The organism is Roseicyclus sediminis (assembly GCF_025515305.1).
GTDB classification, from domain to species: Bacteria; Pseudomonadota; Alphaproteobacteria; order Rhodobacterales; family Rhodobacteraceae; genus Roseibacterium; species Roseibacterium sediminis.
Genome location: NZ_JAOPHT010000003.1, coordinates 349,686 through 365,220, shown reverse-complemented (window position 1 = coordinate 365,220; position 15,535 = coordinate 349,686). Strand labels below are relative to the sequence as shown.

At 68.3% G+C, this 15,535-nt stretch carries 17 protein-coding genes; 8 read left to right on the top strand and 9 right to left on the bottom strand.

All coding sequences use genetic code 11. From position 1 onward, the window contains the following. Positions 1-5: 5 nt before the first annotated feature. Entirely contained in the window at positions 6-1,214 is a 1,209-nt protein-coding gene (locus N8I71_RS06630) for an NAD(P)/FAD-dependent oxidoreductase (protein WP_262877156.1), read from the bottom strand. A gap of 82 nt (positions 1,215-1,296) precedes the next feature. Here N8I71_RS06630 and N8I71_RS06625 point away from each other — a divergent pair, with 82 nt between their 5' ends. Then, positions 1,297-1,782 (top strand): peroxiredoxin, encoded by a 486-nt coding sequence (locus tag N8I71_RS06625; protein WP_262877155.1) that lies wholly within the window; start codon positions 1,297-1,299, stop codon positions 1,780-1,782. A gap of 12 nt (positions 1,783-1,794) precedes the next feature. Then, entirely contained in the window at positions 1,795-2,280 is a 486-nt protein-coding gene (locus N8I71_RS06620) for a peroxiredoxin (RefSeq protein WP_262877244.1), read from the top strand. Between the two features lie 60 nt (positions 2,281-2,340). Here the strand turns inward: N8I71_RS06620 and N8I71_RS06615 are convergent, their stop codons facing one another. From N8I71_RS06615 to N8I71_RS06590, 6 genes are all read right to left on the bottom strand, one after another. Next, a complete protein-coding gene (locus tag N8I71_RS06615; RefSeq protein WP_262877154.1) occupies positions 2,341-2,643 on the bottom strand; it encodes a 4a-hydroxytetrahydrobiopterin dehydratase in 303 nt (100 codons plus the stop codon). Beyond that, on the bottom strand, positions 2,640-3,830 hold the full coding sequence (locus tag N8I71_RS06610; RefSeq protein ID WP_262877153.1) for a GNAT family N-acetyltransferase: 1,191 nt from the start codon (positions 3,828-3,830) through the stop codon (positions 2,640-2,642). The genes N8I71_RS06615 and N8I71_RS06610 overlap by 4 nt, the downstream gene beginning before the upstream one ends. Positions 3,831-3,895: 65 nt before the next feature. Then, positions 3,896-4,678 carry a glycerophosphodiester phosphodiesterase family protein gene (locus N8I71_RS06605; protein WP_262877152.1) on the bottom strand — a complete coding sequence of 261 codons (783 nt, stop codon included), beginning with the start codon at positions 4,676-4,678 and terminating at the stop codon, positions 3,896-3,898. Between the two features lie 21 nt (positions 4,679-4,699). Continuing rightward, positions 4,700-5,167, bottom strand: a complete 468-nt coding sequence (locus N8I71_RS06600; RefSeq protein ID WP_262877151.1) for a RidA family protein — start codon at positions 5,165-5,167, stop codon at positions 4,700-4,702. A gap of 135 nt (positions 5,168-5,302) precedes the next feature. Next, the gene (locus N8I71_RS06595; RefSeq protein WP_262877150.1) at positions 5,303-6,571 is read right to left on the bottom strand and encodes an HlyD family type I secretion periplasmic adaptor subunit; all 1,269 of its coding nucleotides are present in this window, start codon (positions 6,569-6,571) and stop codon (positions 5,303-5,305) included. A gap of 41 nt (positions 6,572-6,612) precedes the next feature. Next, entirely contained in the window at positions 6,613-8,346 is a 1,734-nt protein-coding gene (locus N8I71_RS06590; protein WP_262877149.1) for a type I secretion system permease/ATPase, read from the bottom strand. 200 nt (positions 8,347-8,546) lie between these two features. Between N8I71_RS06590 and N8I71_RS06585 the strand changes: the two genes are divergently transcribed. Continuing rightward, positions 8,547-9,425 carry an MlaA family lipoprotein gene (locus N8I71_RS06585; RefSeq protein ID WP_262877148.1) on the top strand — a complete coding sequence of 293 codons (879 nt, stop codon included), beginning with the start codon at positions 8,547-8,549 and terminating at the stop codon, positions 9,423-9,425. Positions 9,426-9,485: 60 nt separating this feature from the next. After that, on the top strand, positions 9,486-10,130 hold the full coding sequence (locus N8I71_RS06580; protein WP_262877147.1) for an MlaC/ttg2D family ABC transporter substrate-binding protein: 645 nt from the start codon (positions 9,486-9,488) through the stop codon (positions 10,128-10,130). Between the two features lie 12 nt (positions 10,131-10,142). Here N8I71_RS06580 and N8I71_RS06575 read toward each other — a convergent pair whose 3' ends face one another. Next, positions 10,143-12,365, bottom strand: a complete 2,223-nt coding sequence (locus N8I71_RS06575) for a transglycosylase domain-containing protein (RefSeq protein ID WP_262877146.1) — start codon at positions 12,363-12,365, stop codon at positions 10,143-10,145. Between the two features lie 315 nt (positions 12,366-12,680). On the opposite strand from N8I71_RS06575, the gene N8I71_RS06570 reads away from it, so the two are divergent. The 4 genes from N8I71_RS06570 to N8I71_RS06555 all read left to right on the top strand — a co-directional run bounded on the left by N8I71_RS06570 (position 12,681) and on the right by N8I71_RS06555 (position 15,138). Further along, positions 12,681-13,019: a P-II family nitrogen regulator gene (locus N8I71_RS06570; RefSeq protein ID WP_262877145.1), complete on the top strand. Its 339-nt coding sequence runs from the start codon at positions 12,681-12,683 to the stop codon at positions 13,017-13,019. 32 nt (positions 13,020-13,051) lie between these two features. Beyond that, positions 13,052-14,410 carry an ammonium transporter gene (gene amt / locus N8I71_RS06565; protein WP_262877144.1) on the top strand — a complete coding sequence of 453 codons (1,359 nt, stop codon included), beginning with the start codon at positions 13,052-13,054 and terminating at the stop codon, positions 14,408-14,410. A 192-nt stretch (positions 14,411-14,602) separates the two neighbouring features. After that, complete coding sequence (locus N8I71_RS06560) at positions 14,603-14,770, top strand: hypothetical protein (RefSeq protein WP_262877143.1); 168 nt, start codon at positions 14,603-14,605, stop codon at positions 14,768-14,770. 14 nt (positions 14,771-14,784) lie between these two features. Beyond that, complete coding sequence (locus tag N8I71_RS06555) at positions 14,785-15,138, top strand: hypothetical protein (protein ID WP_262877142.1); 354 nt, start codon at positions 14,785-14,787, stop codon at positions 15,136-15,138. A 71-nt stretch (positions 15,139-15,209) separates the two neighbouring features. Here the strand turns inward: N8I71_RS06555 and trxA are convergent, their stop codons facing one another. Continuing rightward, complete coding sequence (gene trxA, locus N8I71_RS06550) at positions 15,210-15,530, bottom strand: thioredoxin (protein ID WP_262877141.1); 321 nt, start codon at positions 15,528-15,530, stop codon at positions 15,210-15,212. Positions 15,531-15,535: the final 5 nt, after the last annotated feature.

Below are 15,535 nucleotides of genomic sequence, written 5' to 3'. Positions count from 1 at the left end.
GCGCCTCATGCCCGAAGGAGCGCCTTGAGGTCGGTCTCCGCGTCGGCGACGGCCACCGGATCGGGCGACTTGCCCCCTTCGATCAGGCGCTTGCCCACCATGTAGGCGCGCGGGTCGTTCATCGCGTCCACGGAAAGAAGGGTGTCGCCGGCGTAATACCAGTGCGACCGCGCCTCGCCCATGTCACGGACCACGATCCGGTCGTAGCCGGTGTTCAGCCCCGCGATCTGCAGCTTCACGTCATACTGGTCGGACCAGAACCATGGATGCGGCACGTAGTCCTCGCCCGCGCCGAGAATGTTGCGGGCGACCGCCTCGGCCTGGTCGATGGCGTTCTGCACGCTCTCGAGCCGGATGCGCCCGTCCCTCCACGGAAGGCTCGCGCAATCGCCAGCGGCCCAGATCGAGGGATCCGACGTGCGGCCATGGGCATCGACGCGGATGCCGTTCTCGATGACCAGTCCCGCAGCCTCGGCAAGCGAGGTGGCGGGCGTGATGCCGATGCCGGCGATCACGACGTCGAAGGGATGCTCGGTCATGTCCGAGAAGATCGCGCCGGCGACGCGCCCATCGACACCCTCGAGACAGGTCAGCCCCACCCCCTCGCGCAGGTCGACGCCGTGCCGCTTGTGCAGGTCGCGAAACCAGGCCGAGGTCTCGGGGCAGGCGACGCGCGCGAGGATGCGCTCCGCCGCCTCGATCAATGTCACGTCGAGCCCCTTCTTGCGGCAGACGGCCGCCGCCTCCAGGCCGATATAGCCGCCGCCTACGATCAGCGCGCGGGCGCCCGGCACGATCTCGGGTGCCATCTCGTCGACGTCCTTCAGCGTGCGCACGACATGGACACCCTCAAGCTCGCCCCCGATGCTGCCCGGCAGGCGGCGCGGAACGGAGCCGGTGGCCAGCACCAGCGCGTCGTAGGGAATCGAACGACCCGAGGCGATGACCTTGCGGTCAGCCCGGTCGATGGCCTGGACCGTCGTATCGAGCAGAAGCTCGATCCCGTTCTCGGCATAGTAGCTCTCGGGCCGGAGATAGAGCCGCTCCAGCGCCATCTCGCCCAGCAGATAGGCCTTGGACAGCGGCGGGCGCTGGTAGGGCGGCACATGTTCCTCGCCGATCAGCGTGATGGCCCCCGTGAATCCCTCGGCCCGCAGCCTTGCCACGCAAGATGCGCCGGCCTGGCCCGCACCGACGACCACGATCCTGTCCATGCGTCTCTCCCCCTACTGGCGCGGCGATCGCATTCACCTATATCGGCGGGGAGATGAAACGCAATTGCATGAAGGCGAAGACATGTCCCTAGAAATCGGCAGCAGGTTTCCCGGAGCGAAACTCGTGACCCTTGGCGAAGACGGGCCCAAAACCGTCGATCTTGCGGAGTACGTCGCGGGCCGCCGCGTCGTGGTCTTCGGCCTGCCCGGCGCCTTTACCGGCCCCTGCAGCACCTCGCACCTGCCGAGCTTCATTCGCACCGCAGAGGACTTCCGCGCCAAGGGAATCGACGAGATCATCTGTATCGCGGTCAACGATCCCTTCGTGCTGAAGGCGTGGGGCGAGGCGACGGGCGCGAAGGATGCCGGGATCACCATGCTCGGCGACGCGGACGGGTCGCTGACGAAGACGCTCGGCATGGACTTCACCGCACCGCCCATCGGGCTCTACGGACGGTCGAACCGCTATGCCGTGGTCCTAGACGACGGTGTCGTGACCCACGCCAACGTCGACGAGCCGAATGTCTGCGACATCTCCCGTGGCGAGCAACTGCTCGAAACGCTCTGAGGCATCGGGAAAATCATGATCCAGATCGGCGATCCCCTCCCGGCGGCGACATTCCCCCGCATAGGCCCGCAGGGGCCCGAAACCGTGTCCCTGTCGGACCTGACCTCCGGCCGGCGCGTCGTCATCATCGGCGTGCCGGGCGCGTTCACGCCCACCTGCGACGGCAAGCATCTGCCGAGCTTCGTGCGCACCAAGCCGCACTTTGACGAGAAGGGCATCGACGAGATCATCTGCGTCTCCGTCAACGATGCCCACATCATGCGGCTCTGGGGGCAGACGAGCGGCGCGACGGAGGCGGGCATCACCCTCCTCGCCGATGCCGACGCGGGCTTCACCAGGGCGCTGGGTTTGAACTACGACAAGCCCGAGGTCGGCTTCTACGACCGGTCCATGCGCTATGCGCTGGTGGCACAGGACGGGGTCGTGACGCACCTGCAGCTCGAAAAGCCTGGCGAATGCGCGATTTCCACGGGCGAGGCGTTGCTCGAGGTGATCTGAGGCGTCCGGGGCAATGGAATTGCCGGCATTTCCAACTGGAAATGCCGGTTTTTCCAACTCCTAGCCCGCCAGCCGGTCCATCTTGGACGCCATCGCCACGTCGAGGTTGGACAACCCGCCGACATCGTGGGTGGCCAGCGTGACCTTCACGGTCTTGTAGACGTTGAACCACTCCGGATGGTGGTTCATGTGTTCGGCCACCATCGCGACCCGTGTCATCCAGCCGAACGCCGCGTTGAAGTCGTCGAAGACGAAGGTCTTGACGATCGCGTCCCGCCCCTCGGCCGGCGACCAGCCATGCTCCTCCAGCGCGGCCAGAGCCTTTTCACGGTCGATGCCTTCCAGCTTGTGCGGCGTCGTCATTCGCGTTCCTCCACGTTGGCCTTCCTGAACGGTCCCCATGACGTGAGAACCTCGATCTCCTGGTCGACCGCGGCGCGCTCGGCCTGGAGGTATTGCGCGATGGCGTCGGCGAAACCCTCGTCGCGCACCCAATGCAGCGAATGGGTCGCCACCGGAAGGTAGCCGCGCGCCAGCTTGTGTTCGCCCTGCGCGCCGGCTTCGACGCGCGACAGGCCCCGTTCGATGGCGAAGTCGATGGCCCGATAATAGCACAGCTCGAAATGCAGGCAGGGGTGATCCTCGCGGCAGCCCCAGTAGCGGCCGAAAAGCGCGTCGCGCCCGATGAAGTTCAGCGCGCCCGCCACGGGCCGTCCGTCGCGGATGGCGAGCACCAGAAGTGCGTCGTCGCGCAGGCTTTCCTGCACCCGGTCGAAGAAGGCGCGCGTCAGGTAGGGCATCCCCCATTTCCGCGCGCCGGTGTCCTGGTAGAAGACCCAGAACGCGTCCCAGTGCTCGGGCCGCAGCGCGTCGCCCGTCAGCGCCACGATCTCGCCGCCGAAAGCCTGCGCGCGTTCGCGCTCCTTTCGGATGTTCTTGCGCTTGCGCGAGCTCAGCGCGGCGAGGAAATCCTCGAAGTCGGAATAGTCGCCGTTGACCCAGTGGAACTGCTGGCTGTGGCGGTGCATGAGGCCCATGGCCTCGCCCTCACGCGCCTCGGTCGCGGTGCAGAAGGTCACGTGCACGGAGGACAGGCCGTTGTCCTCGGCAAGCCGGACGGCACCCTGCACGAGGGCCGCGCGCCCCATCTCTTCCCAGCCGGGCCTGGTCAGGAACCGCCGCCCCGTGGCGGGCGTGAAGGGCACCGCCATCTGCAGCTTGGGGTAGTAGCGCCCGCCCGCGCGCTCGTAGGCGTGGGCCCAGTTGTGGTCGAAGATGTATTCGCCCTGGCTGTGTCCCTTGGCATAGAGCGGCGCGACCGCGATCACGTCGCCGCCCGACCGCGCCACGAGGTGCCGCGGCTGCCAGCCGGTGCCGGTTCCGACCGAGCGCGAAGTCTCCAGCGCCGAAAGAAAGCGGTACGTGGTGAAGAGGTCGTTCGGGGGACCGCCATCGGCCGCTTCGGGGCAGGCGCAGGCATCCCACTCCGCCGGCTCGATCTGTGCCAGGCTGGTCAGGACCTCGATCTCGATCTGGGCGCTACCGTCCACGTCGTGCCTCCCGGTGGGCTGCGATGTCGGGAACAAGATCTCAGATGGGGCGCGCGCGGCGCGGGTCAATCCCGTCCGTCGGCGCCCCTGTCAATCCGAGCCATGTAGCCTTCGAAAGTGATGTTGTCCGCGACGCGGCGCGCCTCGGCCTCGATCTGGGGCGATGTCACGGTCCAGCACAGGATCGGGATGCCCTGCGCCTTCAACTCGGCCACGCGCGGGCTGCCGAGGTCGGTCCAGTCATGGCTGATGAACCGCGCACCGACGCGACCGAACGAGGCGATGGACCGCAGCGAAGCACAGGTCTCGGGCGTAAGCCGGGGCCACTTCGAAGGGATGAAACCGCATGTCACGAGGCCGCGCGCCACTTGCGGCGCGATGCGGCGCATGGCGTCGACGACATAGGGATTGAAGCTCATCACCGCGACGGGACCGGTGTAGCCGGACAGATCGGCCGAAACGGCGCGTTCCAGCGCATCATCCGCCTCGCAGAGGCCGCCCGACTGGTCCTTGATCTCGATGAGAAGCGGCACCTGCCCCGCCACCAGCGCGAGAATATCCTGCAGCGTGGGGATGTGTTCCTCGCTGCGACGCAGCACCAGGTCGGAAAGCTCGCGCACCGTGCGCGCCCGCACCTCGCCCGTCGAATGGGTCAGTCGGTCGAGCGTTTCATCGTGAAACACGATCGCGCGGCCATCCGCGGACAGCTGGACATCGATCTCGATACCGAAGCCCGCCCGCACCGCCCGTTGCACGGCGGCGCGGCTGTTCTCGGGAATACCGCTTGCGGCATCGTGGAGCGCGCGGTGCGCGATCGGAGCGGCAAGGAACTCGGGGGGCAGGTTCATTTTCGCGACGCCGGGAAGGGCTCAGCTCCGTATCTGGAAGATGCCCTCGATCTCGACGGCGACGCCGAACGGCAGCGAGGCCGCGCTGACCGCCGAGCGCGCGTGCCGCCCGGCATCGCCCAGCGCCTCGACGAGGAAATCGGAGGCCCCGTTGACGACCTTGGGCTGGTCCCCGAAATCGGCGGTCGAGTTGACGAAGCCGGTCAGCTTCACGACCCGCACGAGACGGTCGAGATCGCCGCCGCAGGCCGCCCGGACCTGTGCAAGCAGACTGATCGCGCACAGCCGCGCGGCGGCGGCGCCGTCTTCCACGCTCATGTCGGCGCCAAGCTTGCCGGTCACGAAGGCGCCGTCGCGCATGGCCACCTGGCCCGAGACATAGACGATGTCGCCGACCACGACCTGGGGCACGTAGTTGGCGGCAGGCGGAGGCGCGTCAGGCAGGGTGACACCCATCTCGGCCAGCCGTGCTTCGATTCGTCCCGTCATTTTGCAATCCTCCCCTGCTCGGGCCCATCTTGTCCCGCGCCGGAGGCTAGCGGCAGGTCGCCGAAAGGGAAAGCCATTCCCGGGTCGGCTCGTGCGCTTTCCGGGGCGTTTGCGGAAGGCGATGGCCGTCGGTGTCTAACTCTCGCGCAGGGCGCGACGAAAATAGGCCGCGATCGGTTCGACGAGGTAGTCCACCGGGCGCCGGGCGCCGGTTTGCAGGTAGGCCTCGACCGGCAGACCAGGCACCAGGGCCTCTTCAACCGCAGCGGGCAGCATGGCCTGGTCGAACGCGATCTCCACCCGGAAATGGGCACCGGAGGCGCCGCTCTGGTCAGTGAAGGCATCCGCCGAGATCAGGGTGACGCGGCCGGACAGGACGGGCGGTGTCCGGGGATCGATCACGGGCAAACGCAGGCTCACCGGCTGGCCGCGGGTGATCTCCGCGATGCGATGCGCCGGGACTTGCACGCCCACGATCATCGGGACATCCCGCGGCACGAGACGGGCGATGGTATCGGCGGGGCGCAGCACCGCACCGGAGGCAAGGGGGCCAAGGCCGAGGATCGTTCCATCGCCGGGCGCGCGGATCGTCAGGCCCTCCAGCGCGCGTTCCAGGGCGACGCGTCTCGCCTCGGCCTCCTGCTCGGCCTGGCGGGTCTCGCGCAGCTCGGCGATGGCGGCCTCTCGCCGGGCCGCCCGACGTTGCAGCGCGGCGAGTTCCAGCTCGTGGCGCCGTTCGGCGGTCTCGGCGCGCCGGGCCGCAATCTCGGTGAGGTGACCGCGGAGTTCGACGGCCTCGCGTTCGAGGACGAGCACGGGGTCGCGGCGCCCCAGGCCTCGGTCCAGCGCCTCGGCCCGGAGCGCGAGGTTGGCCTCGACCAGGGCGAGCTGATCGGCCGTCGCGCGCGCCATCGCGACCAGGGCGTCGATCTGCGCTGCGACCTGCGCGATCCGGCCGGCCAGCTGCTCCAACTCGCCCTGAAGCGTGACGGCACGGGCGGAGAAAAGCTGATGCTGGCCCTCGAGAAAATCGCCGATGGCCGGGTCGGTGGCGGCGATCCTGAGCAGGTCGGCCGGAAACTCCACGACCTCCGCGCCGTCGCGTTCGGCCTCGAGCCGGGCACGGCGCGCCCGCCATTCCGCCCACTGGCCCCGCGCCAGGGCCAGCGCCGCTTCGGTGTCCGCCGGATCGAGACGGAGGAGCGCATCCCCGGCCGCCACTTCGTCACCCTCCCGCACAAGGAGGGCTTCGACGCGGCCGCCCTGAGGGTGCTGAACGAGGATGTGACGCTGCTCCGGCAGGACCACGCCCGGAAGGACGACGGCGGCGGACAGGCGCACCGTCGAGGCCCAGCCGCCGAAGCCGAAAAGCACCGCGGCCAGCGCAAGGCATCCGATGATCACGGGGCGGGTGGCAGACCAGTTCCGATCGGGCAAGGCGCCGCTCATCGCACGGCCGACCGCAGGGGCACGTCCTCGGGCTGGACGGAAAGGGCGCCGATATCGCGCAAGACCTCGCGCGTCGGACCCAGGGCCACCGGCCGCCCGTCGCGCAGCACGAGCAGATCGTCGCAAAGCCAGATCGCGCCCGGACGATGGGCGGAGAGCAGAACGGCGCGCCTCGCGGTCCGCGCGGCCCGGACCATCCGCGCGAGTGCTTCGGCACCTTCGGCGTCAAGCGCTGCATCGGGTTCGTCCAGCGCCAGGAAGACGGGCTGCCCGTAAACCGCGCGGGCGAGCGCGATCAGCTGGACCTGCCCGCCAGAAAGCGGCGCCGACGCGGTGAGCGGCGTGTCATAGCCACGGGGCAGCGACAGGATCATCTCGTGGGCGCCGGCCTCGCGCGCGGCGGCCATCACGAGGCCGGGATCCGGCGAAGGATCGAGCCGGGCGATGTTCTCGGCCACGGTTCCGGAAAAGAGCCGCGCCGCCTGGGGAAGGTATCCGACATGGCGGCCCAACGCGTCGGGATCATGAAGCCCGAGCGGCGCGCCACCCAGCCGGATCCGTCCGGCACAAGGGGCCCAGATGCCGACAGCGGCGCGCAGCAGCGTCGACTTGCCCGACCCCGAAGGGCCCGCAACGCCCAGCACCCGACCGGGCGTGAGGCGAAAACTGACACCGGCGAGGGCCGGACGCGCGGCGCCGGGCGGCGTCACCGCGAGGCCCGCAATCTCCAGGCAAGCGTCGGGACGCGAGAGGCCAAGGCGGGGCGCGGCCTGCGGCACCTCCCGGAGAAGGCGATCGAGCCGGCGCCAGGCCATCGCCGCCTCGACGCCGAGCGCCCAATGGCCGATGACCTGTTCAACGGGGGAGAGTGCGCGTCCGACAAGGATCGTCGCGGCCAGGACCGCGCCTGCCGTTATCTCGCCCCGCAGCACCAGCAGCGCGCCGAACCCGAGAAGCGCCGCCTGAAGCATCAACCGCAACATCCGGCTGAGCGCGGCGGCATTACCCTGCCGGTCGCTTGCCCTGATCGCGGCTTCGAGCGCGGCGCGCCGCCCGGTCGACCAGCGCGCCCTCGCCGCGGCCGCCATACCGAGACCCCTCAATAGACCGGCCTCGGCCTGGAGGGTGGCGGCGATCTGCCGTTCCCTGCGCGTCAGGCGCTCCTCCTCCCCAAGCGGTGCGGAGGCAAGCCTTTGACCCAGGCAGGCGAGCCCGACGAGGAGGACCGCGCCCGACGCCGCCAGCAAGCCGAGCGCGGGGTGGAACACGAAGACAAGGGCGGCGAACAGGGGCGCCCAGGGGAGGTCCAGAGCCGCGACCGAGAGCGGCGAGCCCAGCGCCCGGCGCAACGTCGCGAGATCCCGTGGCGCCTGCGCGGCATCGCCCACCGCCGTCCGGCTTCCTCGATCGAGCGCCGCACCGAAAACGCGGTCGTCGAAGGCCTCCTGCAGACGTGCGCCCAACCGCGCGAGGATCCGGCCGCGCGCATGATCGAGGACGCCCAGCGCAACGAAAAGAAATGCCGCGATCAGCGACAGGGCGGCCAGCGTTTCCTCCGAGCGGGAAGACAGCACGCGGTCATAGACCTGCAGCATGTAGAGCGGTCCGGTCAGCATCAGGATATTGGCGGCCGCGCCGAAGACGACAGCCGGAAGCCAGACCCTGGCCTGCGCCCGAAGGAAACCGGACAGCTCGCCCACGCCGGAGCGGGCCCGCCCGTTGACGCGCATCCTTCCGGTTTCCCTGTCCTCGTCCTGCATCCGCCCACGCCCCGTTTCCGGGCCCAGACCTGACACAAGCCCCTTACCGGACCGCTAACGAGCGGGGGCATCGCAGGGCGAGACGACGCATCACGACGGGCAGGTCTTTCCCCGCGCGGCAGAGCGGACTAGGTTTGGCGCGACCGCCTGCTCATCCGGGAAAGCTGCCCTTGCCCCGCAAACAGACCGAGCCGCGCCCCGGAGCGCCCAGCCTTCTGCGTCGCAGGGTCCCCGCCGCGCGTGGCGGGCTTGCGGCACTCTTCGGCCTCGCCCTGGCCGCGCTGGCGGCCTGTAGCCCTGCCCCGCTGCCGCCGGGCGACCGGATCGCCGACGCCAGCGAGGACCAGAACCGCGCGGTGCACCGCTTCAACGTCGCGCTCGACCGCGCGCTCGTCGGTCCGGCCGCGAATGCCTACGGCGACGTGATCCCGCGCCCCGTGCGGCGGGGCGTCGGCAACTTCGCCTCCAACCTCAGTCAACCGAGCTATGTTCTGAACAACCTGCTGCAGCTGCGCATCGACGACGCGGCGAAGAACACGCTGCGCTTCGCGATCAATTCCACGGTCGGGATCGGCGGTCTCTTCGATCCCGCGACCGCCCTTGGCCTGCCCGCCGAAGTGACCGATTTCGGCGAGACGTTGCACATCTACGGCGTCGGCGAGGGCGACTACCACGTCCTGCCGGTCCTCGGCCCCTCCACGACGCGGGACTCCGTCGGACGCGTCGTGGATTTCGCCATGAACCCGCTGCGCCATGTCGTCGACCCGCCTCAGAGCACGTATCTCCTGGGCGCGCGTGCGCTCGGTGCCATCGGGACGCGGAGCGAGCTTGGCGGCGCGATCGACGACATCTTGTACGGGTCCGAGGACAGCTATGCCGCGCTGCGCTCGCTCTACCTCCAGAACCGCCGCTTCGAGCTTGGTGGAGGCGGGGCCGACCCCTACGCCGATCCCTATGTGGCGGGCGGGGAAACCGGTGTTCCGGAGGCCGGCGCCGACCCCTATCTTGACCCCTACGCGGATCCGTATTTCGACCCATACGCCCCCTAGTGCGAGAGGACCGGTTGACCGGTCCGGAACCGGGGCACGCGACGGCAGGACATCGAAGACATGACAGAAGCGAACGACACGACCAGTTCCGACATGGCGCGCGCAGGACGGCGCCAGTTCCTCGGCGGACTTGCCGCGGCGGTCACGCTTGGCGCGGGCCTGGCTCGCCCCGGCAAGGCCATGGCGCAGAGCCCCGATGAGGCGGCCGCGCTGGTGAACAGGGTCGTCGCGGACGTGCTGTCGATCATCAATTCCGGCCGCAGCGAGGCCGCCATGATCCGCGAATTCGAGGGGATCTTCCGAGAGTACGGCGATGTTCCGACCATCGCCGCTTCGGTCCTCGGCCCGCCGGCGCGCACGGCGACGAGCGGACAGATGAGCGCCTTCTCTTCCGCTTTCCAAAGCTACATGGCGCGCAAGTATGGCCGGCGGTTCCGCGAATTCATCGGCGGCCAGATCACGGTCACCGGCGCGCGGCCCACCTCGCGCTATGTCGAGGTCGCCTCGCGGGTCAGCATCCCGGGCAGGGCGCCCTTCGCCATCGACTGGCGCGTCTGGGACCGCAGCGGACAGAGCCGCTTCATCGATATCCTGATCGAGGGCGTGAGCCTCGTGATCTCGGAGCGCAGCGAAATCGGCTCGATGCTCGATGCCCGCGGCGGCAGCATCGACCGGCTCACGGCGGACCTGCGCAACTTCGGCTAGACGTTCGCCGCCTCAGTTCCGCCCGAGTAGGCCGCCCAGCACTTCCATGAGGATCCGCTCGGCCAGGTCCGGCTGACGCTGGCCGCCGCCCTGAACTTGCGTGCCGCCGGGGAGGTACTCGATCACTTCGGGCTGCCGCGCTTCGAGGGCGGGATCGATCATCGGCAGGGGCCGGGGCGGGAGGTCGGCGTGGATACGCTCCATCGTCATGCGCCAGATGTCGGCCGGCAGGCCACCGCCGGTGACACCCGACAGCGGCGTGTTGTCGTCGTAGCCCATCCAGACGCCCGCAACGTAGTCGGCCGTGAAACCAAGGAACCATGCATCGCGCGCGGCCTGCGTCGTTCCGGTCTTGCCCGCCACCTGCCGGTCGGGAAGCGCCGCGCGCCGCCCCGTGCCGGAAGCCACCGCGACGCTCATCATGTAGGTCAGTTGCCGCGCCGCACCTTCCGAGATGACCCGGTCGCGGAGACCCGACTGCTGCTCGAACATCGGGCGGTCATCGCCGACGATTCGCAGTTCCTGCACGCCGTAGGGCAACACCGCCGAGCCGCCGTTCAGGATACCCGCATACGCCCCCGTCATCTCCAGCAGGGTCGATTCGGAAGCGCCCAGCGCCAGCGCCGGGCCAGCGGCGAGATCGCTCTCGATCCCGAACTCGGCGGCGACGGTGCGCACCAGGTCGCGCCCGACCTCCTCGCTGAGCCGGACCGCCGGAGTGTTGAGCGAGGTCCGGAGCGCGTCGGTCAGCGTGACCTCGCCGTAATACTCGTTGGTATAGTTCGTCGGCGAATAGGGCCCCGAGCCAGGCACTTCGATCGTCAACGGCGCATCGAGGATCATGTCGTCGAAGCGCCAGCCGAGATCGAGCGCCGTGGCATAGACGAAGGGCTTGAAGGCCGAGCCCGTCTGCCGCATCGCCTGGGTGGCGCGGTTGAAAAGGCCCGCGCCCTGCGTGTCGCGTCCGCCGACCATGGCGCGCACCGCGCCGTCCGCGCTCATCACGACGATGGCGGCCTGCGCTTCGGAGCCTTCGCGCACCTGGTTGGCGAAGATCTCGGCCAGCGCGGCCTCGGCGGCTTCCTGCATCTCCGGGTCGAAGGTGGTGCGGATCACGACGTCCTCGGTCGTGTCGCGGGTCAGGAAATCGGGGCCTTCCGACATGATCCAGTCGGCGAAGAAACCGCCGATGTTCTGCTCGGCCGCTTCGGACAAGGTGGCGGGATTGGCCTGCGCGGCCGCGGTTTCCTCGGCGGTCAGGTATCCTTCCTGCTCCATCAGCGCGAGCACCGTCGCCGCGCGCCGCTGCGCACGTTCGAGGTTTCGCGTCGGAGCGTAGTAGGACGGGGCCACGAGAAGACCGGCCAGCATCGCGGCCTGCTGCGGGTTCACCTCGGCGGCGGAGACCCCGAAATAGCGTTGGGCAGCGGCCTCGAAACCGCGCGTACCGGCCCCGAGATAGGCCCGGTTCAGGTAGATCGACAGGATCTCGTCCTTGGAGTAGCGCAGCTCCATCGCGAAGGCGAAGGGCACTTCCTGCAGCTTCCGCCAGATCGTCGTCTCGCGGCAGTCCTGCTCGTAGGTGGTCTCGTTCTCCCACAGCTCCGGGTCGTAGGCGACGCCGAGGCACATGAGCTTGGCCACCTGCTGCGTGATGGTGGAGCCGCCGTGCCCTTCGAGCGGGCCGCGCCCCTCGCTCAGGTTGATGCGGATGGCGCCGGCGATGCCGCGCGGGCTGACCCCGAGATGGCGGTAGAAGCGGCGATCCTCCGTCGCCACGACGGCGTGCACGAGGTGCTCGCTCGCCGTTGCGGGGTCGATCACGCCGCCGAACTGGTCGCCACGCCAGGCAAAGACGTTGCCGTCGCGGTCGAGCATCGTGACCGACCCGCGGGAACGGGCGTCCACCACCTGCGACACGTCCGGAAGCTGGGCGTAGTAGTAGCCCGTCGCAAGCGCGAGGATCAGGGCACCGACCGCCGCGCCGCGCCAGGCAAGCCCCCAGAAGACGCGGAAGACAAGGCGGAAGGCCGCTGCGATCCAGCCGAGCGGACCGCGGGGACGGCGGCGGGCGGCCGCGCGGCGGCGCGGTCTGCGGCCGCCCGAACCGCTGGAGGCGCCCTTGGCGGAGGTGGAACGCTTGGGTGACGCCGCCGCCGCCGCAGTGCGGCGGTCGGCAACGAGGGTGCGTTTGCCCCGTGGGGGCGGCCGGCGTCCCGAACCTGAGCTACTCATGACATCTGCCTTTTTGCCTCGGTCCGGTGCGGTCCCGGCCCTGCCTCTTTTGCGGCAAACATAGGCGCAATCGAGTCGGATGTGGAGGGCCGAAGCCAAAAGGGTCGGTATAGCACTTGCCCAAAAAAACGGCAGATGCCCAGATTTGCGCAAAATTTTTGCAATCTTCCGTTCGAGGCCGTTTCAAACGCTGCCGCCAAGTTGCCCTCACACGGTCCAAGCCCTGACTTGAGCGTCGTGACGTTCCCCCCCGGCCTTCTTCGCCTTCCTGCCGGGAGTGGGGTGGGGACACCATCAACCGGAAGGGTGAAAAACGTGAAACTCATCATCGCAGCAATCAAGCCGTTCAAGCTTGAGGAGGTGCGCGAGGCGCTCACCTCCATCGGCGTGCGCGGCATGATGGTGACCGAGATCAAGGGCTTCGGCTCGCAGTCCGGTCACACCGAGATCTATCGCGGCGCCGAATACGCCGTGAATTTCGTGCCGAAAGTGAAGCTCGAGATCGTGGTGGCCGACGGAATGGCCGACCAGGTGGTCGAGACCATCCAGTCGACGGCCAAGACCGACAAGATCGGTGACGGCAAGATCTTCGTTCTCGACGTGGGCAGCGCAGTGCGCGTGCGCACCGGCGAAACCAACGACGACGCGCTCTGAGCGCGCCTTTCCACGAAAAGGATCACTTCGATATGAACAAGAAATATCTCCTTCCGCTGGCAGCCGTGGCAACTGCCGCGCTCCTGCCGACGATGGGCTTCGCCCAGGATGCGGAAGCCCCTCCGGCCGTGTCCGAAGAGGTCGTCTGGATCTTCAACACGCTGCTGTTCCTCATCGGCGGCTTCCTCGTGTTCTTCATGGCGGCCGGCTTCGCCATGCTCGAGGGCGGCCTCGTCCGCTCCAAGAACGTCACCATGCAGATGACCAAGAACGTCGCGCTCTTCGGTCTTGCGACGATCATGTACTGGCTGATCGGCTACAACCTGATGTACCCGCTCGGCGACTGGGCGATCGAAGGCTACTTCTCGGGCCTCTTCCCGGCCTGGGGCGTGCTCGAACCCGTCTACCTCGCCGATCAGGGCCTCGCCGCTGCTGATGACGCCTCCTACGCGTCGACCGGTTCGGACTTCTTCTTCCAGCTGATGTTCTGTGCGGCGACCGCCTCGATCGTGTCGGGTGCGCTGGCCGAACGGATCAAGCTGTGGCCGTTCCTGATCTTCGTCATGGTACTGACCGGCTTCATCTACCCGCTCACGGCCTCCTGGCAGTGGGGCGGCGGCTGGCTCTCCGAGGCAGGCTTCTCCGACTTCGCAGGCTCCACCGTTGTGCACGCCTGTGGTGCGGCAGCAGCGCTGGCCGGTGCCATCGTCCTCGGCCCGCGTCTGGGCAAGTACAAGGATGGCAAGGTCAACCCGATGCCGGGTTCCAACCTGGCACTCGCCACCCTCGGCATGTTCATCCTGTGGCTCGGCTGGTTCGGCTTCAACGGCGGCTCGCAGCTGGCCATGGGTTCGGCAGCAGACATCGCGGATGTGTCGCGGATCTTCTCGAACACCAACATGGCCGCCGCTTCGGGTGCCGTCGCCGCGCTGATCCTCACGCAGATCATGTACGGCAAGGCCGACCTCACCATGGTGCTGAACGGCGCCCTGGCCGGTCTCGTCTCGATCACCGCCGAGCCTCTGGCCCCGTCGCTGGGTCTCGCGCTCATCATCGGCGCTGTCGGTGGCGTGATCGTGGTGCTGACCGTCCCGATGCTGGACAAGCTGAAGATCGACGACGTCGTGGGCGCCATCCCGGTGCACGGTTTCGCGGGGATCTGGGGCACGCTCGCCGTGGTCCTGACCGGCGGCTACCACGGCGAAGCCGCGCTCGGCACGCAGGTCCTGGGCATCGTCGCCATCGTCGGCACCACCTTCGTCCTGTCGCTGATCGTGTGGTTCATCCTCAAGGCAGTCATGGGCATCCGGGTCTCCGAAGAGGCCGAGATGGCCGGGCTCGACGTCTCGGAGCTGGGCATGGAAGCCTACCCCGAGTTCTCGAAGGGCTGATCGAAACGCTTGCACCCGGGCCGGTCCTCCCTTCGGCCCGGGACAGACTGGAAGGGGCGCTCCGTTCGGAGCGCCCCTTTTTTTGATCGAAGCGCCCGATAGCTTTTTCCGATTGATTTTTAAAATCCCATAGGGTGAACACTCTGCCCTGTCGGACCATATCTGACCTGACAGCAACCCGGAGGTCATCGCATGTCCGACAATGCCGAACGGTCCGAAGCCGGGACCGACACCCAGACGGTCATTCCCGTTTCCGCCAGCGCCTGGCTGCGCGCCCCGGTCGCGCTGACGGTCGAGCGCTGGGTCCTGCTGACCGCGGCGCTCGGCGCGGTGATCCTGATTCTCGTGGCCCTCGACTGAAGGAAACCCAGACAATGACCAGATCAACCATGCCCATGCTGGCCGGAATCGCACTTTCCGCGTGGCTCGCCGCACCGCTTTTCGCCGCGACGAGCGGCAAGACGGATGCCACCGTTTCGACGCTGGCGCCGGGCCAGACGGTCACGCTGGCCGGAACGGTCGAGCGCATCACCGACGAGGACGAATTCCTCCTGCGCGACGCAACCGGGACTGTCCTCGTCTACGTCGGCCCCAACCTGGTGCCCGCGCACACCGGGGAAAGCATCACGGTGTCGGGCTTCGTCGATGACGACGGTCCGCTGGAGATCTACGCCACCGCGATCACGCGCGCCGACGGAACCCGGGTCGAGCTTTCGCACCGCTACTGAGGGGCGGATACGGCAAAGGAAAAGGGCGCCCCGGAAGGCGCCCTTTCGCATATCGTCAGGATGGACCCGCCTCAGACGGCTTCGTCGATCCACTTCTGCAGCGCGGCCTTCGGCGCCGCGCCGATCTTGTTCGAAACGACCTCGCCGCCCTTGAACATGAAGAGCGCGGGAATGCCGCGCACGCCGAGTTGCATCGGCGAGGACGGGTTCTCGTCCACGTTGACCTTCACGATCTTAACGCGGCCGTCGTATTCATCCGACAGCTCTTCGAGGGCCGGGCCGATCTGCTTGCAGGGGCCACACCACTCGGCCCAGAAATCGACGACGACGGGAATGTCCGACTGGCGCACTTCGGCATCGAAGGTCGCGTCGGTGACGGAAACGGTGGCCATTGGCA

Coding starts and splice junctions, on each gene's coding strand:
- N8I71_RS06630 (WP_262877156.1), bottom strand. CDS start 1,214: ATGGACAGGATCGTGGTCGTCGGTGCGGGCCAGGCCGGCGCATCTTGC.
- N8I71_RS06625 (WP_262877155.1), top strand. CDS start 1,297: ATGTCCCTAGAAATCGGCAGCAGGTTTCCCGGAGCGAAACTCGTGACC.
- N8I71_RS06615 (WP_262877154.1), bottom strand. CDS start 2,643: ATGACGACGCCGCACAAGCTGGAAGGCATCGACCGTGAAAAGGCTCTG.
- N8I71_RS06605 (WP_262877152.1), bottom strand. CDS start 4,678: ATGAACCTGCCCCCCGAGTTCCTTGCCGCTCCGATCGCGCACCGCGCG.
- N8I71_RS06600 (WP_262877151.1), bottom strand. CDS start 5,167: ATGACGGGACGAATCGAAGCACGGCTGGCCGAGATGGGTGTCACCCTG.
- N8I71_RS06590 (WP_262877149.1), bottom strand. CDS start 8,346: ATGCGCGTCAACGGGCGGGCCCGCTCCGGCGTGGGCGAGCTGTCCGGT.
- N8I71_RS06580 (WP_262877147.1), top strand. CDS start 9,486: ATGACAGAAGCGAACGACACGACCAGTTCCGACATGGCGCGCGCAGGA.
- N8I71_RS06575 (WP_262877146.1), bottom strand. CDS start 12,365: ATGAGTAGCTCAGGTTCGGGACGCCGGCCGCCCCCACGGGGCAAACGC.
- amt (WP_262877144.1), top strand. CDS start 13,052: ATGAACAAGAAATATCTCCTTCCGCTGGCAGCCGTGGCAACTGCCGCG.
- N8I71_RS06560 (WP_262877143.1), top strand. CDS start 14,603: ATGTCCGACAATGCCGAACGGTCCGAAGCCGGGACCGACACCCAGACG.
- N8I71_RS06555 (WP_262877142.1), top strand. CDS start 14,785: ATGACCAGATCAACCATGCCCATGCTGGCCGGAATCGCACTTTCCGCG.
- trxA (WP_262877141.1), bottom strand. CDS start 15,530: ATGGCCACCGTTTCCGTCACCGACGCGACCTTCGATGCCGAAGTGCGC.